23 protein-coding genes are annotated in these 23366 nt (G+C 71.2%); 9 read left to right on the plus strand and 14 right to left on the minus strand.

Annotated elements, in window-relative coordinates:
* Positions 1–27: 27 nt before the first annotated feature.
* From ACFWQG_RS09825 to ACFWQG_RS09850, 6 genes are read right to left on the minus strand one after another with little or no spacing between them, the layout of a single operon-like run.
* Complete coding sequence (locus ACFWQG_RS09825) at positions 28–1200, minus strand: lipid-transfer protein (RefSeq protein ID WP_378507421.1); 1173 nt, start codon at positions 1198–1200, stop codon at positions 28–30.
* Entirely contained in the window at positions 1197–1646 is a 450-nt protein-coding gene (locus ACFWQG_RS09830) for a MaoC family dehydratase (RefSeq protein WP_378507422.1), read from the minus strand. Before ACFWQG_RS09830 ends, ACFWQG_RS09825 begins: the two co-directional genes overlap by 4 nt.
* Positions 1643–2656 (minus strand): bifunctional MaoC family dehydratase N-terminal/OB-fold nucleic acid binding domain-containing protein, encoded by a 1014-nt coding sequence (locus ACFWQG_RS09835; protein WP_378507423.1) that lies wholly within the window; start codon positions 2654–2656, stop codon positions 1643–1645. Before ACFWQG_RS09835 ends, ACFWQG_RS09830 begins: the two co-directional genes overlap by 4 nt.
* A complete protein-coding gene (locus tag ACFWQG_RS09840) occupies positions 2653–3819 on the minus strand; it encodes an acyl-CoA dehydrogenase family protein (RefSeq protein ID WP_378507424.1) in 1167 nt (388 codons plus the stop codon). The genes ACFWQG_RS09835 and ACFWQG_RS09840 overlap by 4 nt, the downstream gene beginning before the upstream one ends.
* Positions 3804–4913 carry an acyl-CoA dehydrogenase family protein gene (locus ACFWQG_RS09845; RefSeq protein WP_378507425.1) on the minus strand — a complete coding sequence of 370 codons (1110 nt, stop codon included), beginning with the start codon at positions 4911–4913 and terminating at the stop codon, positions 3804–3806. Before ACFWQG_RS09845 ends, ACFWQG_RS09840 begins: the two co-directional genes overlap by 16 nt.
* Before the next feature lie 33 nt (positions 4914–4946).
* Positions 4947–7097: an acyl-CoA dehydrogenase family protein gene (locus ACFWQG_RS09850; protein ID WP_378507426.1), complete on the minus strand. Its 2151-nt coding sequence runs from the start codon at positions 7095–7097 to the stop codon at positions 4947–4949.
* Positions 7098–7234: 137 nt separating this feature from the next.
* Here ACFWQG_RS09850 and kstR point away from each other — a divergent pair, with 137 nt between their 5' ends.
* Both kstR and otsB read left to right on the plus strand, forming a co-directional pair.
* Positions 7235–7885: a cholesterol catabolism transcriptional regulator KstR gene (gene kstR, locus ACFWQG_RS09855; protein ID WP_378507427.1), complete on the plus strand. Its 651-nt coding sequence runs from the start codon at positions 7235–7237 to the stop codon at positions 7883–7885.
* 14 nt (positions 7886–7899) lie between these two features.
* Positions 7900–10440: a trehalose-phosphatase gene (gene otsB / locus ACFWQG_RS09860; RefSeq protein ID WP_378507428.1), complete on the plus strand. Its 2541-nt coding sequence runs from the start codon at positions 7900–7902 to the stop codon at positions 10438–10440.
* A 67-nt stretch (positions 10441–10507) separates the two neighbouring features.
* Here the strand turns inward: otsB and ACFWQG_RS09865 are convergent, their stop codons facing one another.
* Both ACFWQG_RS09865 and ACFWQG_RS09870 read right to left on the minus strand, forming a co-directional pair.
* Complete coding sequence (locus ACFWQG_RS09865) at positions 10508–10879, minus strand: nuclear transport factor 2 family protein (protein ID WP_378507429.1); 372 nt, start codon at positions 10877–10879, stop codon at positions 10508–10510.
* A gap of 163 nt (positions 10880–11042) precedes the next feature.
* The gene (locus tag ACFWQG_RS09870) at positions 11043–12152 is read right to left on the minus strand and encodes a substrate-binding domain-containing protein (protein WP_378507430.1); all 1110 of its coding nucleotides are present in this window, start codon (positions 12150–12152) and stop codon (positions 11043–11045) included.
* Positions 12153–12238: 86 nt separating this feature from the next.
* Here ACFWQG_RS09870 and ACFWQG_RS09875 point away from each other — a divergent pair, with 86 nt between their 5' ends.
* The 5 genes from ACFWQG_RS09875 to ACFWQG_RS09895 all read left to right on the plus strand — a co-directional run bounded on the left by ACFWQG_RS09875 (position 12239) and on the right by ACFWQG_RS09895 (position 16502).
* Entirely contained in the window at positions 12239–13297 is a 1059-nt protein-coding gene (locus ACFWQG_RS09875) for a metal ABC transporter solute-binding protein, Zn/Mn family (protein WP_378507431.1), read from the plus strand.
* Positions 13294–14136 carry a metal ABC transporter ATP-binding protein gene (locus tag ACFWQG_RS09880; protein ID WP_378507432.1) on the plus strand — a complete coding sequence of 281 codons (843 nt, stop codon included), beginning with the start codon at positions 13294–13296 and terminating at the stop codon, positions 14134–14136. The genes ACFWQG_RS09875 and ACFWQG_RS09880 overlap by 4 nt, the downstream gene beginning before the upstream one ends.
* Positions 14133–15011 (plus strand): metal ABC transporter permease, encoded by an 879-nt coding sequence (locus ACFWQG_RS09885; RefSeq protein ID WP_378507433.1) that lies wholly within the window; start codon positions 14133–14135, stop codon positions 15009–15011. Before ACFWQG_RS09880 ends, ACFWQG_RS09885 begins: the two co-directional genes overlap by 4 nt.
* Positions 15012–15132: 121 nt before the next feature.
* On the plus strand, positions 15133–15891 hold the full coding sequence (locus tag ACFWQG_RS09890; protein ID WP_378507434.1) for a LamB/YcsF family protein: 759 nt from the start codon (positions 15133–15135) through the stop codon (positions 15889–15891).
* Positions 15891–16502, plus strand: coding sequence for an allophanate hydrolase subunit 1 (locus tag ACFWQG_RS09895; RefSeq protein WP_378507435.1), 612 nt, complete (start codon positions 15891–15893; stop codon positions 16500–16502). Before ACFWQG_RS09890 ends, ACFWQG_RS09895 begins: the two co-directional genes overlap by 1 nt.
* A 91-nt stretch (positions 16503–16593) precedes the next feature.
* Here ACFWQG_RS09895 and ACFWQG_RS09900 read toward each other — a convergent pair whose 3' ends face one another.
* Positions 16594–17283, minus strand: a complete 690-nt coding sequence (locus tag ACFWQG_RS09900) for a ZIP family metal transporter (RefSeq protein WP_378507436.1) — start codon at positions 17281–17283, stop codon at positions 16594–16596.
* A 56-nt stretch (positions 17284–17339) separates the two neighbouring features.
* On the opposite strand from ACFWQG_RS09900, the gene ACFWQG_RS09905 reads away from it, so the two are divergent.
* Positions 17340–18209, plus strand: coding sequence for a biotin-dependent carboxyltransferase family protein (locus tag ACFWQG_RS09905; RefSeq protein ID WP_378507437.1), 870 nt, complete (start codon positions 17340–17342; stop codon positions 18207–18209).
* A gap of 43 nt (positions 18210–18252) precedes the next feature.
* On the opposite strand, the gene rlmB is transcribed toward ACFWQG_RS09905, so the two are convergent.
* The 5 genes from rlmB to carD are packed head-to-tail and all read right to left on the minus strand — an operon-like array spanning position 18253 to position 22378.
* On the minus strand, positions 18253–19233 hold the full coding sequence (gene rlmB, locus ACFWQG_RS09910) for a 23S rRNA (guanosine(2251)-2'-O)-methyltransferase RlmB (protein WP_378507438.1): 981 nt from the start codon (positions 19231–19233) through the stop codon (positions 18253–18255).
* 2 nt (positions 19234–19235) lie between these two features.
* Positions 19236–20642 (minus strand): cysteine--tRNA ligase, encoded by a 1407-nt coding sequence (gene cysS, locus ACFWQG_RS09915; RefSeq protein ID WP_378507439.1) that lies wholly within the window; start codon positions 20640–20642, stop codon positions 19236–19238.
* 11 nt (positions 20643–20653) lie between these two features.
* The gene (gene ispF, locus ACFWQG_RS09920; RefSeq protein WP_378507440.1) at positions 20654–21130 is read right to left on the minus strand and encodes a 2-C-methyl-D-erythritol 2,4-cyclodiphosphate synthase; all 477 of its coding nucleotides are present in this window, start codon (positions 21128–21130) and stop codon (positions 20654–20656) included.
* 12 nt (positions 21131–21142) lie between these two features.
* Positions 21143–21850 (minus strand): 2-C-methyl-D-erythritol 4-phosphate cytidylyltransferase, encoded by a 708-nt coding sequence (ispD, locus tag ACFWQG_RS09925; protein WP_378507441.1) that lies wholly within the window; start codon positions 21848–21850, stop codon positions 21143–21145.
* 39 nt (positions 21851–21889) lie between these two features.
* Positions 21890–22378, minus strand: coding sequence for an RNA polymerase-binding transcription factor CarD (gene carD / locus ACFWQG_RS09930; protein WP_378507442.1), 489 nt, complete (start codon positions 22376–22378; stop codon positions 21890–21892).
* A 278-nt stretch (positions 22379–22656) separates the two neighbouring features.
* Here carD and ACFWQG_RS09935 point away from each other — a divergent pair, with 278 nt between their 5' ends.
* Positions 22657–23280 (plus strand): hypothetical protein, encoded by a 624-nt coding sequence (locus ACFWQG_RS09935; protein ID WP_378507443.1) that lies wholly within the window; start codon positions 22657–22659, stop codon positions 23278–23280.
* The last annotated feature ends 86 nt before the right edge of the window (positions 23281–23366 follow it).

Here is a 23366-nt window from a genome sequence, read left to right on the forward strand (position 1 = left end):
CCAAAAGGACTCACGGGCGCGCAGCGCCTATGCGGTGAGCACGAGTCCCGAGGTGGGGACGCCGGTGCCGGCGGTGACCAGCACCTTCTCGGCTCCGGGCACCTGGTTGACGGAGCTGCCGCGGATCTGGCGGACGCCCTCGGCGATGCCGTTCATGCCGTGGATGTACGCCTCGCCGAGCTGGCCGCCGTGCGTGTTCAGCGGCAGCGCGCCGCCGACCTCAAGGGCGCCGGGCTGCCGGACGAAGTCCTTCGCCTCGCCGCGCCCGCAGAACCCGAGATCCTCGAGCTGCATCAGCACGTACGGGGTGAAGTGGTCGTACAGCACCGCCATGTCCATGTCCTGCGGACGCAGACCCGACTGCTGCCACAGCTGGTTGCCTACCAGTTCCATCTCCGGGATGCAGGCCAGGTCGGGCCGGTAGTAGCTCATCATCGTGTACTGGTCCTTGGCGCTGCCCTGCGCCGCGGCCGCGATGGACACCGGCTTCTGCTTGAGGTCCTTGGCGCGCTCCGCGGACACCACCACGATCGCGATGCCGCCGTCGGACTCCTGGCAGCAGTCCAGCAGGTGCAGCGGCTCGGCGATGAACCGCGAGTTCTGGTGGTCCTCGAGGGTGATCGGCTTGCCGTAGAAGAAGGCGTTCGGGTTGGTCGCCGCGTGCTTGCGGTCGGCGACCGCGATCCGGCCGAAATCCTCACTGGTGGCGCCGTACTGGTGCATGTACCGGCGGGCCATCATCGCGACCGTGCCCGCCGGGGTGCTCAGCCCGTGCGGGTACGAGAACGCGTAGTCCGCCCCGGACGAGTCGACGCGGTTGACCAGGCCGGTGTCGACCTGGCCGAACCGATGCCCGGACCGCTCGTTGAACGCCCGGTACGCCACCACCACGTCCGCGACACCCGACGAGACGGCGAGGGCCGCCTGCTGGATCGTCGCGCACGCGGCGCCGCCGCCGTAGTGGATGCGGGAGAAGAACTTCAACTCCGGGATGTCGAGCGCGCGGGCGACCGCGATCTCGATGTTGGTGTCCATCGTGAACGACACCAGACCGTCGACGTCGGCGGCGGTCAGACCGGCGTCGGCGAGGGCGGCGTTCACCGCCTCCGCGGCCAGGCGCAGTTCGCTGCGGCCGGAGTCCTTGGAAAAGTCGGTGGCGCCGATGCCGGCGATCGCCGCCTGCCCTGACAGACCGCTCATGCGCCCGCCCCCTTCGCGTCCGAACCGTCCATGACCAGCGTGACCGTGGCCGTGATGTGCTTGCCGAGCGAGTCGGTGCCGGTGACCGCGACGGTCACCAGGCCGTCGTCGATCGACTCGACCGTGCCGGTGAGGGTGAGGGTGTCGTAGGCGTACCAGGGCACACCGAGGCGCAGCGAGATGGACCGGACGACGGCCTTCTGGCCCGCCCAGTCGGTGACGTACCGCTGCACCAGGCCGGTGTCGGTGAGGATGTTGACGAAGATGTCCTTCGAGCCGCGCTGCTGGGCGCGGTCCCGGTCGTGGTGCACGTCCTCGAAGTCCCGGGTCGCCAGCGCGGTGGCCGTGATGAACGTGGGCGTGCCCTCGATCGCGAGCGACGGCAGCGCGTCGCCGACCGCGACGACCGGCGGCTGCGCCGGGGGTACCTGCACGGTCGTGGTCATCGCTGCTCCTCAACGGGTCGCCAGGCGTACAGGGTCCAGGGACCCCGCTTCTCGTTGTCCGGGTCGGCAGGGAAGTCGAGGAAATCGACGGTCACCGGCTGCCCGATCTCCACGGCCTCGGGGTCGACGCCGCGCAGCTCGCCGAGCATCCGCACCCCCTCCTCGAGTTCGATCAGCGCGATCACGAACGGCAGCTGCCTGCCCGGAACCTGCGGTGCCCGGTGCACGACGTAGCTGAAGACGGTGCCGCGGCCGGAGGCGACGACGTAGTCGGTGGTCTCGCCCTTCGGCTTCCAGAGCGCCGGCACCGGCGGATGCTGCAGCGACCCGTCCGGCCGCTGCTGCAGGCGCAGCTCGTGGGCGGCGACGCCGTCCCAGAAGAACTGGGTGTCGCGCGAGGCCTGCGGACGCATCAGCCGGGCGCCGTCGAGGTCGTCGACGGCGTCGCCGCTGGCCGCGCGGGCCGCGGCAGGCTGCTCGGCCGCGGCGGGCTCCGCGGTGGGCGGCCGGAACTTGAGGATCCGGAACTCCATCTCCGCGACGACCTCGCCGTCGGCGTCCCGCCAGAAGTTGCGGGTGGTGAAGAACCAGCCCTCCCCCAGCCCGGTCTTCTTCGGTCCCACAACGTCTTCGAGGACCGACTCGATGGTGACCTCGTCGCCCGGGGCCAGGTACCGGTGGTACGTCTGGTTGCAGTTGGTGGCGACAACCGAGGTGAACCCGGCCTCGTTGAGGATGTCGGTCATCCGGCCGAGCGGGTCGTCGGCCTCGCGCACCGCGCCGAGCCCGCGCATGGTCCACACCTGCGCCATCGCGGGCGGGGCGACGATGCCGTCGTGCCCGGCGGCCTTCGCGGCGTCCGCGTCGACGTAGATCGGGTTGCGGTCACCGATCGCCTCGACCCAGTTGTTCACCATCGGCTGGTTGATCGGGTCCCGGCCACGCCGCGGCGCGCTGCCGCCGGCGTCCCGAACCTGCTGCGCGGCAGCGAGAATGTCGATGTCGGTCATCGCCGCGCCACCTTCGGCAGGCCGAGGCCGCCGGTGGAGATGAGGTCACGCATGACCTCATTGACGCCACCGCCGAAGGTGATCACCAGGTTGCGCTTGGTCTGCGCGTCCAGCCACCGCAGCAGGTGCCCGGTCTCCGGGTCCGCCGGGTCGCCCCAGCGTCCGACGATCTCCTCGGCGAGCCTGCCCATCCGCTGGATCTGCTCGGTCGCGAACACCTTCGTCGCCGACGCGTCCGACATGTTGAGCGCCCCGGTCTGCGAGGCCACCTGCCAGTTGAGCAGCTCATTGAGCCGGTAGATCGCGCGGATCTCGCCGAGCGCGCGCTGCACGTCGGGCTGGGTCAGCAGCGGGTTGCCGTCCGGTCCGGGACGCCCGGCCCACTCGCTGACGTGGTCGTAGAGTCCGCCGACGCGGCCGCACGGGCCGAGCATGACACGCTCGTGGTTGAGCTGGGTGGTGATCAGGCGCCAGCCCTTGTTTTCCTCGCCGACCAGCATCGACGCTGGGACGCGGACGTTCTCGTAGTAGGTGGCGTTGACGTGGTGCGCGCCGTCGGCGGTGATCACCGGGGTGGAGGAGAAGCCGGGATCGGTGGTGTCGACGATCAGGATGGAGATGCCGCGGTGCCGGTCCTCGGTGCTGCCGGTCCGCACCGCGAGCCAGATGTAGTCGGCGGCGTGGCCGCCGGTGGTGAAGTATTTCTGCCCGTTGACGATGTAGTCGTCGCCGTCGCGGACCGCGGTGGTGCGCAGCGACGCCAGGTCGGTGCCCGCCTCGGCCTCGGTGTAGCCGATCGCGAAATGCACTTCGCCGGAAAGGATGCCGGGCAGGAACTTCGCCTTCTGCTCCTCGGTGCCGTACACCTGCAGCGTCGGGCCGACGGTCTGCAGCGTCACCGACGGCAACGGCACGTCCGCGCGAACCGCCTCATTGGTGAAGATCTGCTGCTCGATCTCACCGAAACCCTTGCCGCCGAACTCCGTCGGCCAGCCGACACCGAGCCAGCCGTCGCGGCCCATCCGGCGGATGACCTCGTGGTACTCCGGTCCGTGCCGGTCGGTGAGCATCGCCTCGGCCTCGTCGGGCGAGATCAGGTCGGCGAAGTACTTGCGCAGCTCCGCCTGGAGCTTGCGCTGCTCGGGGGTCAGATCGATGAGCATGCTGCCTCCACACCGAGGTCGCGGGCGCTGAGCGCGCCAAGAATGGTCAGTCGGGACGAGGGACCGCCGACGAGGCGGGCCAGGTCCTTGGTCTGCTCGTAGAACAGGTGCGCCGGGTAGGTGACATCGGCGCCCATGCCGCCGTGCAGGTGGCTGCACTGCTGCATCGACACCGGCAGCTGCTCCGCGAGCCAGTAGGCGGCGACCGCGGTGTCCTCGGTGGCGTCGAGTCCCTCGGCGAGCCGCCAGCAGGCCGAGGTCGCGGCCAGTTCGAGGGTGCGGGCGGTGACGTAAGAGTCGGCGAGCTGCTGCGAGACGGCCTGGAAGACCGCGATCGGCTTGCCGAACTGTTCCCGACCGCTCACGTACTTCGCGGTGAGGTTGGTCATCCCGGTGCCGAGGCCCGCCGCCTGCGCGGCGACCGCGGCGAGCGCGATCCGGTACAGCGCCTCGACCGGGGCGCCGGTGAGCAGGGCGCCGGCGTCGATCCGCACCCCGTCGAGCGCCATCGTGTACTCGGGGGCGAGCGAGGCGGTGAAGGTGCGGGTCAGGGTGACCCCGTCGGCGTCGGGGGCGACGACGGCGACACCGGCGGAGGTCGGCACCAGCACGTAGGCGGCCTGCTCCGCGTAGCGGACACCGACCTTGCGACCGGTGACCACGAAGCCGTCGCCGTCGGCGGTCGCCGTGGTGGCGGGGACCGCGGGCAGCGGGGCACCCGGTTCGGCGAGCGCCGCGGTGAGGATCCCGCCGCCCGCGACGCCAGCGAGGAACCGCTGCGGGTCGCCGCCGAGCGCGAGCAGCGGCAGCACACCGAAGCCGAGGGTCTCGAGCACCGGCACCTGAGCGGCCTTGCGCCCGACCTGCCCGAGCAGCACGCCGATCTCGGCGATGCCGAGGTCGTCGCCGCCGAGCGATTCCGGCAGCGGCAGCGACAGCACGCCCTCGTCCGCCAGCCGACGCCACAGCGTGGTGTCCCACACCGGGGCGCCACGGTCCATCGCCGCGAGCGCCTCGGCGCTCGCGGCTGTCTCCAGCACCGCGGCGGCCACCTCGGCCACCGCCTGCTGTTCACTACCGAAAGTGAAGTCCACCTGAGATTTCCGTCCTGTAGAAGTGCGTAGTGGTCAGCCGCGCGGCAGCCCGAGCAGGTGCTCGGCGGCGACGGTGAGCAGGATCTGCTCGGTGCCGCCCGCGATCGACAGGCAGCGGGTGTTGAGGAACTCCCGGGACAGCGGGCCCTCGACCGCGCCGCCGACGCCTGCCAGCTCGAGCGCGTACTCGGCGACCGCCTGCCGGTGCCGGACACCGACGAGCTTGCGCACACTCGACGCCGGACCCGGGTCCTGCCCGTCGAGCTGCCGCAGCGTGGTGCGGTGCTCGAGCAGCGACCCAACCAGTGCCTCGCCGACCAGGAAGCCGATCCGGTCCTCGGTCACCGGGTCGGTGCCGCCGCGGCCGGCCAGGTCGAGGAGCTCCTCCATCGCCTTGCCGAGCGAGGAGCCGCCGCTCATCGCGACCCGCTCGTTGGCGAGGGTGGTGCGGGCCAACTTCCAGCCGCCGTTCACCTGCCCGACAACGCACTCGTCGGGCACGAACACGCCATCGAGGAACACCTCGTTGAACAGGGCGTCGCCGGTGATCTCGCGCAGCGGGGAGATCCGGATGCCCGCGGACTTCATGTCCACCACGAAGTAGGTGATGCCGCGGTGCTTCGGTGCGTCCTTGTCGGTGCGGGCCAGGCAGATCGCCCAGTCCGCCTCCATCGCGAGCGAGGTCCAGACCTTCTGCCCGTTGAGGATCCAGCCGCCGTCGACCTTCTCCGCGGTGGTGCGCAGGGCGGCGAGGTCGGAACCGGCGCCCGGCTCGGAGAACAGCTGGCACCAGATCAGGTCGCCGCGCAGGGTCGGCATCGCGAACCGTTCGATCTGCTCGGCGGTGCCGTGCTCGAGGATGGTCGGCACCGCCCACCAGCCGATGACCAGGTTCGGGGTCTCCAGTTCGGCGCGCACGAGTTCCTCGCCGATCAGGATCTGCTCGGCGGCCTTCGCGGACTTGCCGTACGGCGCCGGCCAATGCGGTGCCAGGTAGCCGGATTCGGCGAACGCCACCCGGCGCTCCGCCTCGGGGAGCGCGACGATCGCCTCGATCTCGGTGCGCACCGCGGCACGCCGCGATTCGAGATCGCCGAGGTCGACGGTGAGGTGCCTGCGGTCACCCGCGCGGGTCAGTTCCGCGACCCGGGCGCGCCAGGCGGCGCCGCCGCCGAGCAGCTGCCGCAGCGCCACGACCCGACGCAGGTAGAAATGCGCGTCGTGCTCCCAGGTGAACCCGATGCCGCCGAGCACCTGAATGCAGTCCTTCGCGGTGTCCACGGCGGCGTCCAGCGCGACCGACGCGGCGACCGCGGCCGCGATCGGCAGCTCCTCACCGGACTCCGCCGCGACGGCGGCGTCCCACGCGACGGCACGGATCTGCTCGGTGCGGCACAGCATTTCGGCGCACAGGTGCTTGATCGCCTGGAACGATCCGATCGGCTTGCCGAACTGCTCGCGGATCTTGGCGTACTCGACGGCGGTGTTCAGGCACCAGCCGGCGATCCCGGCCGCCTCGGCGGCCGCGAGTGTCGCGGCGAGGTCGCGGACCAGCCCCGGCCGCAGGTCGGACAGCACCCGCTCGGCGGGCACCCGCACCCCGTCGCAGCTGACCGACGCGAGCGGAACGCTGACGTCGACGTTCTGCACGGCGTCAACCGACAGGCCCTCCGCCCCGGCCTCGACCAGGCACCAGACCTCCCGACCGGAGACGGTGGCGGGCAGCAACACCCCGAGATCGGGGGCGCCGCCAAGCACCAGGCCTGCCGCACCGCGAAGCACCAGGCCGCCATCGGGGCCCGGCTCCGCCGCGACGTCACCGTCGAGGGCAACCCCGACCGGGAGGGCACCCTCGGACAGCTCCGGTCCGCACTGCTTCGCTGCCGGTTCGCCGCTGCGACCGACGACGAGCGCCGCGAGCGCCGTGGACAGTACCGGGCCCGCGGCGAGGGCGGCGGCGGCCTCCTCGAGCATCGCCGCCAGGTCGACGATCTCGCCGTCCGCGCCGCCGACCTCCTCCGTCTGCGCGACCATGAACAGGCCGAGCTCGGCGAGCGCGCTCCAATGCTCGCGCCACGAGTCGGCCGGACCCTGACGCAGCGTCTCGACCGGGTTCGCGGAACGGGCCCAGGATCGGATCGATTCCTGGACCGCCCGCTGCTCCTCCGTCGTGGCAATACTCACAAGCCTGGCCGCCCTTTCCGTGCTGACAAAACAGTCTAGAACGTGTTCTAATCTCTTAGTCGGCTCTCAGTCAAGGCCGGACGCCAAGCGCACATAGAACCTTTAGACATTGAGCAGCACAACAAGGAAGCTCGTTGATGACCTCCTCTTCACGCACCCGTTCCGCAGGCAAGGGCAATGGAACCGTCTCCACACTGACGGACGACGACCTCAGCTCCAACGCCCAGCGTGAACGGCGTAAGCGCATCCTCGACGCGACCCTCGCGCTCGCGTCGAAGGGCGGTTACGAGGCGGTGCAGATGCGGGCGGTCGCCGAGCGGGCCGATGTCGCGGTCGGCACCCTGTACCGCTACTTCCCGTCGAAGGTTCACCTGCTGGTGTCCGCGCTGGCCCGCGAGTTCGAGAAGATCGACTCCCGCAAGAAGATGCCGCCCGGCGACAGCCCGATCGAGCGGATGAACCTGATCCTCGGCCAGATCACCCGGGCGATGCAGCGCGATCCGCTGCTGACCGAGGCGATGACCCGCGCGTTCATGTTCGCCGATGCGTCGGCGGCGGCCGAGGTCGACCAGGTCGGCCAGCTGATGGACTCGCTGTTCGCCCGCGCGATCAGCGACGGCACCCCCAGCGAGGAGCAGCTGCAGATCGCCCGCGTCGTCTCCGACGTGTGGCTGTCCAACCTGGTCGCGTGGCTGACGCGGCGCTCCTCCGCCACCGATGTCGCCAAGCGTCTGGAACTGACCATCGAACTGTTGCTCGGTGGGTACCAGGATCCGGCGACTTCCTAAGTAGACTCTGCGCAGTGAGTGCGCAGGATCTGCCAGTCGAGCTCCGTCGGCGTCTCGTGTCGATCGCGAGGACGCCGCGCCTACTTGTCGCGTCCGATTACGACGGCACCATGGCGCCGATCGTGTCGGACCCGTCGAAGGCGTTCCCCCACGCGGACGCGGTGCGTGCCCTGCGCGCGCTGGCGATCCTGCCCGGAACCACCTCCGCCGTGATCTCCGGTCGCGCGCTGCGCGACCTGGCGATGCTGTCCCGGCTCCCGGTCGAGGTGCAGCTCGTCGGCAGCCACGGGTCCGAATTCGACGTCGGGTTCGTGCACGAGATCAGCGACGACGCTCGCCGCCTGCTCCGGGAACTGACCGCGGAACTGCAGGCCGTCGCCGCCGACGGCCCGGGGGTCGACGTCGAGGTCAAGCCGGCGAGCGCGGCACTGCACGTGCGCAACGCCGCGCCGGACGTCGCCGAGGACGCCCTGGCCCGGGTCCGCGACGGCGCGGCCAAATGGAACGGCGTTCAGGTCACCGAGGGCAAGGCGGTGATCGAACTGGCGGTGATCGTCACGGACAAGGGCGAGGCCCTCGACATCCTGCGACATCGGGAGGGCGCCTCGGCGACCGTGTTCTTCGGGGACGACGTCACCGACGAGAAGGCCTTCGCCCGGCTGCAGGGACCGGACGTCGGCATCAAGGTCGGCGACGGCGAGTCCCTCGCGGAGTTCCGGATCGACCGCACCGAGGACGTCGGGGCGGCGCTGGCGTTTCTGCTCGAGGAGCGGCGGACCTGGCTGCACGGGGAGAGCGCCCCGCAGATCGAGCGGCTCACCATGCTCGCCAACCCCCGGACCGTTGCCCTGCTGACGCCGGACGCGACGGTGACCTGGCTATGCCATCCGGAGCCGGATTCCGCGGCGGTCTTCGCGCATCTGCTCGGTGGGGTCGGCGCGGGCCACTTCACGGTCGAACCGCTGCGTCCCGGGTTGCCGCTGAGCCAGAGTTACGTCGACGGCACGATGACGGTGCAGACCCGATGGGCGAGCCTGCAGGTCACCGACTACCTGCCGCACGATGTCCCGCAGGGACACACGGAGCTGACCCGGGTCATCACCGGGCGCGCCAAGGCTGGAGTCACCTTCGCGCCGCGCCCCGAGTTCGGTCAGGTGCAGGTGCACCTGGAGGTCGAGGAGAACGGCCTGCAGGTGTACGGCACCAACGACCCGGTGGTGCTGCGGTCGCCCGGGGTCGAATGGGAGATCACCAGCGACGGCATCCAGCAGACCGCGCACGCCGTTGTCGACCCGAGCAATGGCCCGATTGTTCTCGAATTGCGCTGCGGAACAACAGATCTTGGTCCGTCCGCGGTCCCGGAGGCGGAGCGACGCAGCACCAGCGAGGCGTACTGGCAGGACTGGGCGGACGGCCTGGAGCTGCCGTCCCGCAAGACCGGGCTGATGAAGCGGTCCGCGTTGACCCTGCGCGGGCTCGTGCACGCGGACTCCGGCGCGATCCTCGCCGCGGCAACCACCTCACTGCCCGAGGAACTCGGCGGGGTCCGTAACTGGGACTACCGCTACTGCTGGCTGCGGGACGCATCGATGACCGCGTCCGCCCTCGTCGCGCTCGGATCGGTCGGCGAGGCCGAGGGACTCCTCGAGTGGGTGCACCGCGTGCTCGAGACCATCCCCGGACCGGAACGCCTGCACCCGCTGTACACGATCCACGGCACCAATCTGCCGCCGGAGGCGGTGATCGACTCGCTGCCCGGCTACGGCGGCTCCCGGCCCGTTCGGGTGGGCAACGCGGCGAACTCCCAGGTCCAGTTGGACGTGTTCGGGCCGATCGTGGAGTTGATCGCCGACCTCGCGCAGGCCCGCAAGAAGAAGGGTGCCGCCGAGCCGCTGACCGACCGGGACTGGGACCTGGTCCTTGCAATGGTGTCGGCGGTGCAGCGCCGGTGGGCGGAACCCGACAACGGGATCTGGGAGATCCGCGGAACCCCGCGCCACCACGTGTACTCGAAGGTGATGTGCTGGGTGACCGTGGACCGGGCGCTGGCGCTGGCCGCGGACTTCGGTCGAGTGCCGGGCGCCGACTGGGAGGCGCTGCGGCGGGAGATCTCCGACGAGGTGAAGGACCGCGGCTGGAGCGACCGCGCAGGCTCGTACACCGCGGCCTACGAGGGCACCGACCTCGACGCCGCGACCCTGCACATCGGGCTGTCCGGCCTGATCGACCCGTCCGACCCCCGGTTCGCGGCGACCGTCACCGCCACCGAGGCCGAACTGCGGAGCGGCGCAACGGTGTACCGGTACCACCACGACGATGGACTGCCCGGCGGGGAGGGCGGCTTCCACCTGTGCGCGGCGTGGCTGGTGGAGGCGTACCTGCTGGTGGGGCAGCGCGCCGACGCGGAGGCGCTGTTCGCGCAGCTGGTCGACGCCGCGGGCCCCACCGGCCTGCTCGCCGAGGAGTACGACCCGGTCGCGGAGCGCTCGCTGGGCAATCACCCGCAGGCGTACAGCCACATCGGCCTGCTGCGCTGCGCCCAGCTCCTCAGCTGAATCGGCTCCGCCGCCGTGCGTGATGTGCACCCCGGTCGGGGTACCCATCACGCACGGCGCGCAGCGCCTACGACACGATCATGTCCGACGGCGCCCAGTAGGCGCGGAGGGCGACGATCTCGCCCGCGTCGTTGAACCGGAAGGTGTCGATCGGCTCGGTCGTGTATGTCGTGTCGCCCGCCTTCGAGGCGACCCGGAAGTGCGCGGCCGCCTCATTGCCCGCGACGCGAACCCGGAGCAGCTCGGTGGTGTTCTCCATCGCGGCGGCGCGGTCGTAGAACTCTGCCAGGGCGGCCCGCCCGACCTTGGGCTCGCTGCCGACCGGGTCCTCCACGCTGCCGTCCTCCGCGTACAGCGCGGCGATCTCCGCGCCGGTGCCCGTCGCGATCAGGTGCACGTAGCGCTCCACGACTGCCCGCAATTCCTCGGCCGACGCCATCGATGAACCTCCCATGTCACGGGCGGGCACCGGTGGCCGGTTTCGGCACACGCACTGCAGTGACCCGCCCGACGGTCAACCTAGGTCGGATCGGCGACGGTCGCCGGCGGGTCCTACTCAGCGAGACGTGCTGGGGTCACTCGGCGGGGCCACGCTGCTGGGGTCACTCGGCGGGGCCACGCTGCCAGGTGCGGGGCGGCGCCGAGGTGCGGCCACGGATGAGTTCGGTGTCGAGCATCTCGACGTCGACGATCCCGGACTGCGCGGTGCGGTGCAGCAACTCGCCTGCCCGCCTGCCCTTCTCCTCCGCGGGCTGCCGGACGGTCGTCAATCCCATGCGCAGCGCCCTGGACACCCCGTCGAAGCCGGTGACGGTCAGTTCGGCTGGCACGTCGATGCCGCGCCACCTGGCGAATTCCAGTGCTCCCAGCGCGAGGACGTCGGTGGTGCACACCAGCGCGGTGATGTGCGGGTTGATCGCCAGGGCGCGTTCGGCTGCGGCGTATCCGGCGTCGCCGGTGTGGTCGGCGCTCTCGATGACAGTGAGCGTCTCGGGGTCGTGGCCCGCGGCCACCATCGCATCCTGCACGCCGCCGATGCGTTCCCGTTGGACGTGGGAGTGGGGCGACCGGAGCCGTTCGGGGTCGGCGCGACCGTTGCGGGCGTCGCGCCCGAGACGCATGCACAGGATCCCGATTTCGCTGTGCCCCAATGAGGTGACGTGGTCCGCCAGCTCGCGCATTGCGCCGCGGTCGTCGATGCCGACCAGTGCGGCGTCGGGGACCCGGCGGGGCTGGTCACACACGACGACGGGCAGGCGGCGTTCCAGGACGGCGGCCAGGTGCGGGTCGTCGTCGGCGACGGAGTAGACGACGAATCCGTCGACGCCTGCCTTGTGAACGGCTGCGGCGGCGTCGTCGGCGGCGCGACCCGGCCCCGCAGGGATCAGCAGCAGGCCCTGCCCCGCCTCTTCACAGGATTCGGAAAGGCCCGCCAGGAAGCTCATTGCCGCGGGGTCGCGGAACGAGTAGCTGAGCGCCTCGGTCAGCAGCAGGCCGACCGCACCCGCCTTGCGGGTGCGCAGCGACCGCGCGACGGGGTCGGGGCCGGGGTAGCCGCGCCGCTTGGCCGCCTCGAGGACTCGAGCGCGCAGCTCGGCGGAGAGCTGATCGGGCCGGTTGTACGCATTCGAGACGGTGGTGCGGGACACCTTCAGCTCCGCCGCGAGGGAGGCCAGGGTCGCCTGGCGATGCGGATGAGGGGAGCGGGGCATAACGGGACGGTACGCGCCCGGTCGGGTGACCGAACGCACGACCCCGCCAATGTACAACGGAAACGGTTTCCATTAATGTTATGGGCATGCCGCTCCCCCCGCCGTCGCCCCACCGCGCCCCGCGCCCCGCTCGCGGCGGGCTCGGCCGCCGGGCCGGGGCGGCACTGGGACTGGCCGCCGTCACCGTCCTTGGCCTGAGCGCCTGCGGAACCGCCGCCTCCGACGCCGCCGGGGACGGGCGCATCCAGGTCGTCGCCTCGACGAACGTGTGGGGCTCGGTCGCGACCGCCGTCGCCGGTGAGCACGCGGACGTCACCGCGCTGATCGACGAACCGTCCGCCGACCCCCACTCCTATGAGGCGTCACCGCGGGATGCCGCAGCCCTGACCGACGCCGATCTCGTCGTGCACAACGGGGGCGGCTACGACGAGTTCATCGACGACATCCTCGCCGCGCTGCCCGACAAGCCCGCCGTTACCGCCGTCGACCTGCTCGGGATCGAGTCCGACCTGCACGCGGGCGACGACCATGCCGGGCACGACACCGCGGCGCCTGCCGACGACACCGAGGCCGGGGACGGACACGGCCACTCGCACGGCGGCAGCAACGAGCACGTGTGGTTCGACGTCCCGACCGTCGACTCCGTCGCCCACCGCGTCGCCACCGAACTCGCCGCACTCGACCCCGCGAACGCCGCCGCATACACCGCGAATGCCGACGCGTTCCACGGGAAACTGCATTCCGTCGCGGACGTCACCGCTGGCATCGCCGCACGGCACCCCGGGACGGCGATCGCCCAGACCGAGCCGATCGCCCACTACCTGCTCGCGGCAGCAGGCCTGCGCGACGAAACGCCGGCCGACTTCACCCGCGCCATCGAGGAGGGCAACGACCCGCCGCCCGCCGCGATTGCCGCCACCCGGGACCTGCTGGCAGGTAAGAAGGTGTCCGTGCTCGTCTACAACGGCCAGACCGAGGACAAGGTGACCCGCAGCATCCGCGAGGTCGCCGAGGCCGCCGGGATCCCCGTCGTCGAGGTCACCGAGACCCTCCCCGACGGCATCGACTACGTGCAGTGGCAGATCGGCACCGCGGAACGGCTCGCGCAGGCGCTGGACGGCGCCGCCGCCGCACCCGCCGCATGAGCACCGCCAGCGCACTCGAACTGAAGGGTGCCGAACTGTCCTACGGCGCCCGCACGCTGTGGTCGGGGCTCGACCTCGACGTCGCCCCTGGCGAGTTCATTGCGGTCCTCGGCCCCAACGGGTCGGGCAAGACGTCGCTGCTGAAGATGCTCCTCGGCCAGGTTCCGCTGACCGCGGGCAGCGCCCGGATCGCGGGCAGCCCGGTCCGGGTCGGCAACCCGCACGTCGGATACATCCCGCAGCAGAAGTCGATGGACGAGGGTTTGCCGCTGCGGGGTCGTGACCTCGTCGGCCTCGGCGTCGACGGGCACCGTTGGGGCACCGGGCTGCGGGGGCGGCGGACCAGGAGGGCGATCGTCGACGCTGCGATCGCCGAGGTCGGCGCCCAGTCGTACGCGAATGCCCCGATCGGCGCCCTCTCCGGCGGGGAGCAGCAGCGTCTGCGGGTCGCGCAGGCACTGGTCGGCGACCCCCGGGTGCTGCTCTGCGACGAGCCACTGCTCAGCCTGGACCTGGCGAACCAGCATCGCGTGTCCGACCTGATCGACCGCAGGCGCCGCAGCCACGACACCGCGGTCCTGTTCGTCACCCACGAGATCAACCCGATCCTGCCGCTCGTCGACCGCGTCCTCTACCTCGTTGACGGCCGGTTCCGGATCGGCACCGCCGCCGAGGTGATGACCTCGCGGGTGCTGTCCGAGCTGTACCGCACCGAGGTCGAGGTGCTGCACGTACGCGGCAGGCTCGTCGTCGTCGGGACCGGCGACGCGATCGACGCGCTCGGCGGCGCTGGCGAACTGAGCACCGACTGCGCACACCACGAGGACCGCGACGCATGAACGACAAACTCTCCGACGCGCTGTCGAGCATGCTCGACTGGCGGACCACGCTCGACCTGCTGCAGTACGACTTCGTCCAGCAGGCGCTGCTGGCGGCCGCGATCCTCGGCCTGCTCGCGGGCGCGATCGGCCCGCTGATCATCAGCAGGCAGATGTCGTTCGCCGTGCACGGCACCAGCGAACTGTCACTGACCGGTGCGTCCGCCGCCCTGCTCGCCGGGATCAGCGTCGGGGTCGGCGCCATCGTCGGCTCGGTGATCGCCGCCGTCCTGTTCGCGCTGCTCGGCAGCAAGGCGCGCGAACGGGATTCGGTGATCGGGGTCATCATGTCGTTCGGCCTCGGTCTGTCGGTGCTGTTCATGTGGCTCTATCCCGGCCGCACCGGCACCAGCTTCTCACTCCTCGTCGGGCAGATCGTCGGCGTCGGCAACAGCGGTCTGCAGCTGCTGCTGGTGTGCGCGGTTGCCGTGCTCGCCGTGCTGGTGCTCGTGTACCGGCCGCTGCTGTTCGCGAGCACCGACCCCGACGTCGCGCGGGCGCGGGGCGTCCCGGTCCGCGGGCTGTCACTGGTGTTCGCTGTCCTCGTCGGCGTCGCCGCCGCCCTCGGCGTCCAGATCGTCGGTGCGCTGTTGGTGCTGTCGCTGCTGATCACGCCTGCCGCCGCGGCCGCCCGGATCACCTCGAGCCCGCTGAAGACGACACTGCTCGCGATCCTGTTCGCCGAACTCGCTGCGGTCGGCGGGATCCTGCTCTCCCTCGCGCCCGGGGTGCCGGTGTCGACGTTCGTCACCACCATTTCGTTCGTGATCTACCTGATCTGCCGGTTCGTCGGGTCGCGGCGCCGCGCGAACATGGGGCGGCTCGTCGCGGCCTGATGTGTCGGGCGGCTCGTCGCGGCCTGATGTGTCGGGCGGCTCGTCGCGGCCTGATGTGTCGGGCGGCTCGTCGCGGCCTGATGTGTCGGGCGGCTCGCGGTCGCGGCCTAGGATCAGCCCCGTGGCGATGATCGATCTCAACAGCGACCTCGGCGAAAGCTTCGGCACCTGGCGCCTCGGCGACGACGCCGCGATGCTGGCGCTGGTGACCAGCGCGAACGTGGCCTGCGGTTTCCATGCGGGCGACCCGGCCACCCTGCTGTCGACGTGCCGGTCCGCCGCCGCGCGCCGGGTCCGGATCGGCGCCCAGGTCGGCTACCGCGACCTGGCCGGCTTCGGCCGCCGGTTCATCGACGTCTCCCCCGCCGATCTCACCGCCGACGTGATCTACCAGATCGGCGCGCTCAACGGCCTCGCGCAGGTGTCCGGGTCCGCGGTCGGGTACGTCAAACCGCATGGTGCGCTGTACAACACGGTGGTCCGACACCGCGAACAGGCGCGGGCGGTGGTGGCGGCGGTCGTCGCATACGACCCGACCCTTCCGGTCCTCGGGCTTCCCGGGTCGGTGTTCCTCGCCGAGGCGAAGGCGGCCGGACTGCGCACCGTCACCGAGGCGTTCGCGGACCGCGGCTACCTGCCGACCGGCGAACTGGTCCCGCGCTCGCAGCCGGGGGCCGTGCTGACCGACCCGGACGCCGTCGCCGCGCGGGTGCTTCGGATGGTCGAGGACGGTCGGGTCGAGGCCGTCGACGGCACCGTCCTCGAGGCCCGGCCGGAGTCGGTGTGCGTGCACGGCGACTCGCCGGGCGCCGTCGCGATGGCGGTCAGGATCCGGGAACGGCTCGACGGCGCGGGCGTCGACGTGGCGCCCTTCGTGTGATGCGCATCCTCGACGTCGGGGACAGCGCGATGCTCGCCGAGTTCGACTCCCTCGACGCGGTTCTCGCGGCGTTCCGGGCGCTCGACGGGACCCGCCCGGTCGGAGTCGACGAGGTGGTCCCCGCGGCCCGCACCATCCTGGTGCGTTTCGACCGGACGGTCGTCGACCGGGCGACGGTGCTCGGCTGGCTGCGCGACACCCCGCCGCTGCCGGACGCGGACACCGGGCGCCGGGATACCGTCCGGGTCGGCGTCCGGTACGACGGGCCGGACCTCGACGAGGTGGCGGCGCTGACCGGGCTCGGGGTCGATGGGGTGGTTGCCGCGCACACCGCCGCGACGTGGACGGTCGCGTTCGCCGGCTTCGCCCCCGGATTCGGTTACCTCGTCGGGGGGCCTGCGTCGCTGCACGTCCCGCGCCGAGGGACGCCCCGCACCGCTGTTCCCGCTGGCGCGGTCGGGTTGGCTGGCGAGTTCTCCGGCGTCTATCCGCGATCGTCGCCTGGCGGCTGGCAGCTCATCGGCACCACCGATGCCCGGTTGTGGGATGCGGACCGCGATCCGCCTGCCCTGCTGCGACCCGGCGCCACCGTCCGCTTCCACCCCGTCTAACCCCCCCGAAGCATTGAACGGGGGTTCATGCGTCGATCTGGGCGAGCAGGTGACGCATGAACCCCCATTCAGCGGTTGGCTGGGCCGAGATTCAGCCACCCAGGGCGAACGCGACCAGGAAGCCGAGCGCCGTCGACAGCCCGACCCACCAGCCGCCCTCCCGGTACGCCTCCGGCATCAACGAGTCGGCGAGCACCGCGATCGTGGCACCGCCAGCGAACGCCTGGATCACCGCGATCCGCTGCGGGGAGATGCTGTCGGCCGCGGCATATGCCGCGACCACGACGAGGATCAGCACGACGGCGGTGACCGTCCACAGCAGCGCGGCCCTGCGACGGTCGAAGTTCGGCTGCGCCCGCATCGACGCCGCACCCGCAACCGCCTCGGGCACGTTGCCGACCGCGATCGCGACCAGCAGGACCAGCCCGCCCTCGACACCGAGGGAGACGCCGAGAGCCGTGTTCTCCGGGATCCCGTCGAGCAGTGCACCCAGCATCAGTGCCCACCCGAGTGCGGCGGCGCCGAGCTTGTTCTCGATCAGGCGGTCGGCGACGACGTAGACCAGCGCACCGAGCATCAGCGCGACACCGGCCACCACAATGCCCTCGGCCTCGAACGCGGGCTGGAACAGTTCCGTCGACACGGCGGCCACCATCGCGCCCGACCCGAACGCCATCAATGCGGCCAGCAGCGGACGGGGCAGGTCGTACCGCAACCCGACGAAGGCGCCGACGAGCATCGGCAGCGCGGTCCCCAGACCGTAGAGCAGCGCGGTCACCATGCGGTGATGCTACGGCGCTCCGGCGCCGCCGCCAGGGATGCGCGACAATCAGTTTCGTGGGATGGCTTCTCGTTGAGCGGGTCGGCGCATCGGTCACCGTGCAGGACCGGGGTCGACCCGGCTACGCACACCTCGGGGTCGGGCGGTCGGGCGCCGCCGACCTCACCTCCCACGACACCGCAAACCGACTGGTGGGCAACGCACCCCACGCGGCGACCCTTGAGGTGCTGCTCGGCGGACTGCGAGTGCGCGCCGCCGCGCCGGCCACCGTCGCGGTCACCGGGGCTCGGGTTCCGCTGTCCGTCAACGGGGTTCCGCACCCCGACTACACCGTCGTGCACCTGGCCCCCGGCGACGTACTCGCCCTCGGCCGGGTGACCGGCGGCCTGCGCAGCTACCTGGCAGTGCGCGGCGGCGTGGACGCGCCCGTCACCCTCGGCAGCCGGGCAACCGATACCCTCGCCGGCCTCGGTCCCGATCCCGTTCGGGCCGGCGATCGGCTGCCGATCGGACCGTCCCCCCGGGAGTGGCCCGCATCGGATCTCGTCCCGCCGCCACCCACCCCGCCACGACCGGCCGTGCTTCGGGTGCGGATCGGTCCTCGCGCGGACATGTTCGATCCCGGCGCGCTGCGCGTCCTGACCGAGCAGGCGTGGACGGTGACCACCGAGACCAACCGTGTTGGCGCCCGGCTCGCCGGACCCACGCCCCTCGTCCGAGCGGTGACCGCCGAACTGCCCAGTGAGGGCATGGTTCCGGGGGCACTGCAGGTTCCCGGCAGCGGGCTACCCGTCCTCTTTCTCGCCGACCACCCGGTGACCGGCGGATACCCGGTGATCGCGGTCGTGGCCGACGCGGATCTGGGCGCGGCCGCACAACTGGTGCCCGGGGACGTCGTCCGCTTCTCCGCAGATCAGCGACTGTGAGCGATTTTTACCCCAGTTGGGGTAAAAATCGCGCACGGGCGCGTCAGCGCCTCTGGCGGGCGATGTCGGCGAGGACGACGCCCGCGGCGACGGACGCGTTGAGCGACTCGACGGGGCCCGCCATCGGGATGGACAGGATGCTGTCGCAGGTTTCGCGGACCAGACGAGAGAGGCCCTTGCCCTCGGAGCCGACGACGACCACAACCGGGCCGGTGCCGTCGTACTCGTCGAGGGTGGTGTCGCCGCCCGCGTCGAGGCCGACGACCTGCACGCCCTTCGCGGCCCAGTCCTTGAGGGTGCGGGTGAGGTTGGTGGCCTGCGCGATCGGGAGCCGGGCCGCGGCGCCCGCGCTGGTGCGCCAGGCAACGGCCGTGACCGATGCGCTGCGCCGCTGGGGGATCACCACGCCGTGACCGCCGAACGCAGCCACCGAACGGACCACGGCGCCGAGGTTGCGGGGGTCGGTGATGTTGTCGAGCGCCACCAGCAGCGCGGGCTCCTGTTGGGCGCGGGCATTGGCGAGAAGATCGTCCGGGTGCGCGTACCGGAACGGCGGCACCTGCAGCGCGACACCCTGGTGCAGGCCGTTGGCACTCATCCGGTCCAGATCGGTGCGCGGCACCTCGAGGATGGAGATGCCCTTGTCCGCGGCGATCTGGACGCTTTCGGACAACCGGTCGTCGCTCTCGGTGCCGACCGCGACGTACAGCGCGGTCGCGGGCACACCGGCCCGCAGGCATTCCAGGACGGGGTTGCGGCCGAGGACGTTCTCCGGGCCTGCGTCGCCCTTGCGCGGCGATCCGCCACGACCGCGGGGCGCGCTGCCGCCGGGACGTCCGGAGGCCGCGGCCTTCTCGGCCGCCCGGGCCCGCTTCGCGGCGGGGTGCTTGGTCCGCTCGACCGCAGGCGGGGTGGCCCCCCGGCCCTCGAGGCTGCGCCGCCCCTTGCCGCCGGAGCCGGTGACCTGCCCCTTCTTGGTGCCGCTCTTGCGGACCGCGCCGCGCCTGCTCGAATTGCCTGCCATCACTACCCTGCTTCGTTGCGGTTCTTCTCGAGGGACCACTCTGGCCCGTTTGCCGTATCGGTGACCGCGATGCCCGCGGCGGCGAGCCGGTCCCGGATCGCGTCGGCCGCCGCCCAGTCCCTGTCCGCCTTGGCCTGCTGGCGGGCGTCGAGGGTGGCGCGGACCAGCACGTCCAGTGCGTCGAGGGCGGCGGTGGCGTCGCCGGATTCGCGTGCCCAGTGCGGGTCGAGCGGATCGACACCAAGGATGCCCATCATCGCCCGCACCTGCCCGGCGATCACGACTGCCGTGTCGAGGTCGCCCGCGGTCAGCGCCCGGTTGCCCTCCCGCTGGCGGCCGTGGATTTCGGCGAGCGCCTTCGGCACCCCGAGGTCGTCGTCGAGCGCGGCAGCGAACGCCTCGGTCCAGGTGCCGACCGGTACGTCGCCCGCACGCTCGGCGGTCTTGAGCACGAACGCCTCGATACCGCGGTAGGTCTCGGCGGCGACATCGAGCGCGTGATCGGAGTACTCCAGCATCGACCGGTAGTGCGCGCCGCCGAGATAGAACCGAAGCTCCTGGGGCCGCACCCTTTTCAGAACGTTGGGGACGGACAGCACGTTGCCGAGGGACTTGGACATCTTCTCGCCGCCCATGGTGACCCAACCGTTGTGCAGCCAGTACCTGGCGAACCCGTCGCCGGCGGCGCGCGATTGGGCGAGCTCGTTCTCGTGGTGCGGGAACACCAGGTCCAGTCCACCGCAGTGGATGTCGAACTCGGCTCCCAGGTAGGCACCCGCCATCGCGGAACACTCGAGATGCCAGCCGGGTCGCCCGCGTCCCCACGGCGTGGGCCAGGACGGCTCGCCCGGCTTCTGCGCCTTCCACAGCGTGAAGTCCCGCGGGTCGCGCTTGCCCTCGGCTGCGCTTTCACCCTGGTGCACGTCGTCGAGCTTGTGCCCGGACAGCGCCCCGTATGCCTTCCAGCTGAGCACGTCGAAGTACACGTCGCCCGCGGACGGGTAGGCGTGCCCGGCGTCGATGAGACGCTGCATCAGCTCGACCATCTGGGTGATGTGTCCGGTGGCCCGCGGCTCGACCGACGGCGGCAGCACCCCGAGCTGGTCGTACGCCCAGGTAAACGACCGCTCGTAGGTCGCGGCCCACTCCCACCACGGCCGGCCCGCGTCGGCGGCCTTGTTCAGGATCTTGTCGTCGATGTCCGTGACATTGCGGACGAACGCGACGTCGTTGCCGTGCGCGGTCAGCCAGCGGCGGAGCACGTCGAACGCCACCCCGCTGCGCACGTGACCGATGTGCGGCTCGCCCTGCACGGTGGCCCCACACAGGTAGATCGACGCGTAGCCGGGGACCAGCGGGACGAACTCACGCAGGGCCCGCGTTTCGGTGTCGAACAGTCGCAGGGTCACGACGTGCGATCCTACCGGTCCGCCGCTGCGGTGATGACCAGCGCGGTCGCGACCGCGGCGATGCCCTCACCGCGTCCGGTCAGCCCAAGGCCGTCGGTGGTCGTCGCGGACACCGAGACGGGCGCCCCGAGAACCGCCGAGAGGGTGTCCTGCGCCTCGGCCCGCCGGGGCCCGACCTTCGGCCGGTTGCCGATCACCTGGACCGCGGCGTTGCCGACCTCGAAGCCGTGTTCACGGAGCAGCCTGCGGACCTCGATGAGCAGGGTCGCCCCGCTCGCACCGTCCCACTCGGGGCGGCCGGTGCCGAACACCGAACCCAGGTCGCCGAGGCCCGCCGCGGACAGCAGCGCGTCGCACAGCGCGTGCGCGGCGACGTCACCGTCGGAATGGCCCGCGCATCCGTCCTCGCCCTCGAACAGGATGCCCGCGATCCAGCATGGCCGTCCCGTCTCGATCGGATGCACATCCGTTCCGATGCCCACTCGCACTGCCGCGCACTCCTATTCGTTGGTGTCGGGGTCCGTCAACGCCCGCGCCAGCGCGAGGTCGAGCGGTGTGGTGATCTTGAAGGCGAGGGGTTCGCCGGCGATGGTGCGGACCCGCGCACCGATTCGTTCGACCAGTCCGGCGTCGTCGGTGGCGATCGTGTCGGCGGCCAGGTATGCCCGCCGGAGCAGTTCCGCGGCGAAGCCCTGCGGGGTCTGCACGGCCCGCAGCTGCGACCGATCCGGGGTCCCAGTGACCACGCCGAGCAGGTCCACCGTCTTGATGGTGTCGGCGACCGGGAGGGCGGGCACCACCGCGTCGCGGCCCGCCCGCAACTCGGCGACCACCCTGGCGATCAGGGTGGGCGGGGTGAGCGCGCGGGCGGCGTCGTGCACGAGCAGCAGGTCCGCGTCCCCCGCCGCGGCGATGCCCGCCCGCACCGAGTCGGTCCGTTCCGCTCCGCCGCCGACGACGTCGACGCCAGCGGGCAGCTCACCGCGGATCCGGTCGACATCGTCGGGCGGCACGATCACCACGACGCGGTCGACGGCGCCGGAGTCGAGGAGTCCGCCGACGGCACACTGCAGCAGCGTCCGGCCGCGCAGCGTCACGAACGCCTTCGGTATCCCCGCCCCGAGCCGGGTGCCCTGCCCCGCCGCGGGCACCAATGCGACGACCCGGCCTCCGCTGGGTGCGTCGGCCGGGCCTGTCACGGTGTTCATCTGTGGTGCATTCGTGTCTGCATCGTCCTGCGTCGGGCGTCAGGACGCAGCCGCGAGGACCTCATCGAGAATGGTTTCGGCCTTGGCGTCGTCGGTGCCCTCGGCGAGCGCGAGCTCACCGACGAGGATCTGGCGAGCCTTGGCGAGCATCCGCTTCTCCCCCGCGGACAGGCCGCGGTCCTGCTCGCGACGCCACAGGTCACGGACGACCTCCGCCACCTTGTTCACATCGCCGGAGGCCAGCTTCTCCAGGTTGGCCTTGTACCGCCGCGACCAGTTGGTCGGCTCCTCGGTGTGCGGTGCGCGCAGCACCTGGAAGACCTTGTCCAGACCCTCCTGGCCCACCACGTCACGAACGCCGACGTACTCGGCGTTCTCTGCGGGGACCCGGACGGTGAGGTCGCCCTGCGCGACCTTCAGTACGAGATATTCCTTTGCTTCACCCTTGATGGTGCGAGTTTCGATTGCCTCGATCAGCGCCGCTCCGTGGTGGGGGTATACGACGGTGTCTCCGACCTTAAAAATCATCTGTCCCGTGCCCCTTTCGATCTGCCCAGTTTATCACGGGTTCTCCCGATACCGGTTCCAACGTCCCTGGTCAGACGCACAGTGGGCTGATCAGAGGGGTTGACACGAGGTCACGAACATGCATCGACGGGACCCGATCGGGGGCCCGTCCCCCCGGGATTTGCGCACCCCGCGAACGGTGCGCAACCCGGGAAGATCGACCCGGGGACGCGCGATGTCCGCGTGACTACTACTCTGCCTAGTTGAGTTACACGACCCGACGCCGTGGAGGACACCCCGTGACAGCACTGAACGCGTCGACTCGCCGAGTCGCCACCGCCGTTGCCCTGGCCGCAGCCGCGGCCATCTCGCTGTCCGCCTGCAGCGCGGGCCAGATCTCCCAGACCGCGACGCAGGTCGCCGCGGTCAACGGCAACTACGCCAACCAGGGCGACATCTCGCTGCGCAATGTGCACATCGTGTACCCCGACTCGGCGTCCGAGCACAGCCTGGAAGCGGGCGGCACCGTTGCCCTCGCCTTCACCGCTGTGAACGAGAGCGAGTTCCAGCCGGAGCGGCTCACCAAGATCACCACCGACAAGGCGGCCTCCGTCACCATCGCGGGCGAGGTCGGCGGCCGGGTGATCAAGCCGCAGACCGCGCTGAGCGCGGGCACCCCCGACGCAACGGTGACCGACGACGGCGAGCAGATCGAGTCCGACATCATCCTGGTCACCCTGAACGACGTCGCCGAGACCGTCCGGCCCGGCCTGACCGTTCCGGTCACGTTCACGTTCGAGCGCTCCGGGGAGATCACCGTTGACGCCCCCGTCGACGCGGGCCCGGTCCTCGACCGCCACGAGTCCGACGTCTCCGGCAACGCGGGCACCGGCACGCTGGCCGAACTCGTCGGCGGCCACTGATCCGAACCGCCGCCGTGGCCCCCGACCTGTACCAGGTCGGGGGCCACGGTCGTTCCGGGGGCAGCGCGAAATAGAGTGCAGCACAG

Source organism: Rhodococcus sp. NPDC058532 (genome assembly GCF_042719255.1).
Taxonomy (GTDB): domain Bacteria; phylum Actinomycetota; class Actinomycetes; order Mycobacteriales; family Mycobacteriaceae; genus Rhodococcus_G.

Coding starts and splice junctions, on each gene's coding strand:
- ACFWQG_RS09825 (WP_378507421.1), bottom strand. CDS start 1,200: ATGAGCGGTCTGTCAGGGCAGGCGGCGATCGCCGGCATCGGCGCCACC.
- ACFWQG_RS09830 (WP_378507422.1), bottom strand. CDS start 1,646: ATGACCACGACCGTGCAGGTACCCCCGGCGCAGCCGCCGGTCGTCGCG.
- ACFWQG_RS09835 (WP_378507423.1), bottom strand. CDS start 2,656: ATGACCGACATCGACATTCTCGCTGCCGCGCAGCAGGTTCGGGACGCC.
- ACFWQG_RS09840 (WP_378507424.1), bottom strand. CDS start 3,819: ATGCTCATCGATCTGACCCCCGAGCAGCGCAAGCTCCAGGCGGAGCTG.
- kstR (WP_378507427.1), top strand. CDS start 7,235: ATGACCTCCTCTTCACGCACCCGTTCCGCAGGCAAGGGCAATGGAACC.
- ACFWQG_RS09865 (WP_378507429.1), bottom strand. CDS start 10,879: ATGGCGTCGGCCGAGGAATTGCGGGCAGTCGTGGAGCGCTACGTGCAC.
- ACFWQG_RS09870 (WP_378507430.1), bottom strand. CDS start 12,152: ATGCCCCGCTCCCCTCATCCGCATCGCCAGGCGACCCTGGCCTCCCTC.
- ACFWQG_RS09875 (WP_378507431.1), top strand. CDS start 12,239: ATGCCGCTCCCCCCGCCGTCGCCCCACCGCGCCCCGCGCCCCGCTCGC.
- ACFWQG_RS09880 (WP_378507432.1), top strand. CDS start 13,294: ATGAGCACCGCCAGCGCACTCGAACTGAAGGGTGCCGAACTGTCCTAC.
- ACFWQG_RS09885 (WP_378507433.1), top strand. CDS start 14,133: ATGAACGACAAACTCTCCGACGCGCTGTCGAGCATGCTCGACTGGCGG.
- ACFWQG_RS09895 (WP_378507435.1), top strand. CDS start 15,891: ATGCGCATCCTCGACGTCGGGGACAGCGCGATGCTCGCCGAGTTCGAC.
- ACFWQG_RS09900 (WP_378507436.1), bottom strand. CDS start 17,283: ATGGTGACCGCGCTGCTCTACGGTCTGGGGACCGCGCTGCCGATGCTC.
- rlmB (WP_378507438.1), bottom strand. CDS start 19,233: ATGGCAGGCAATTCGAGCAGGCGCGGCGCGGTCCGCAAGAGCGGCACC.
- ispD (WP_378507441.1), bottom strand. CDS start 21,850: ATGAACACCGTGACAGGCCCGGCCGACGCACCCAGCGGAGGCCGGGTC.
- carD (WP_378507442.1), bottom strand. CDS start 22,378: ATGATTTTTAAGGTCGGAGACACCGTCGTATACCCCCACCACGGAGCG.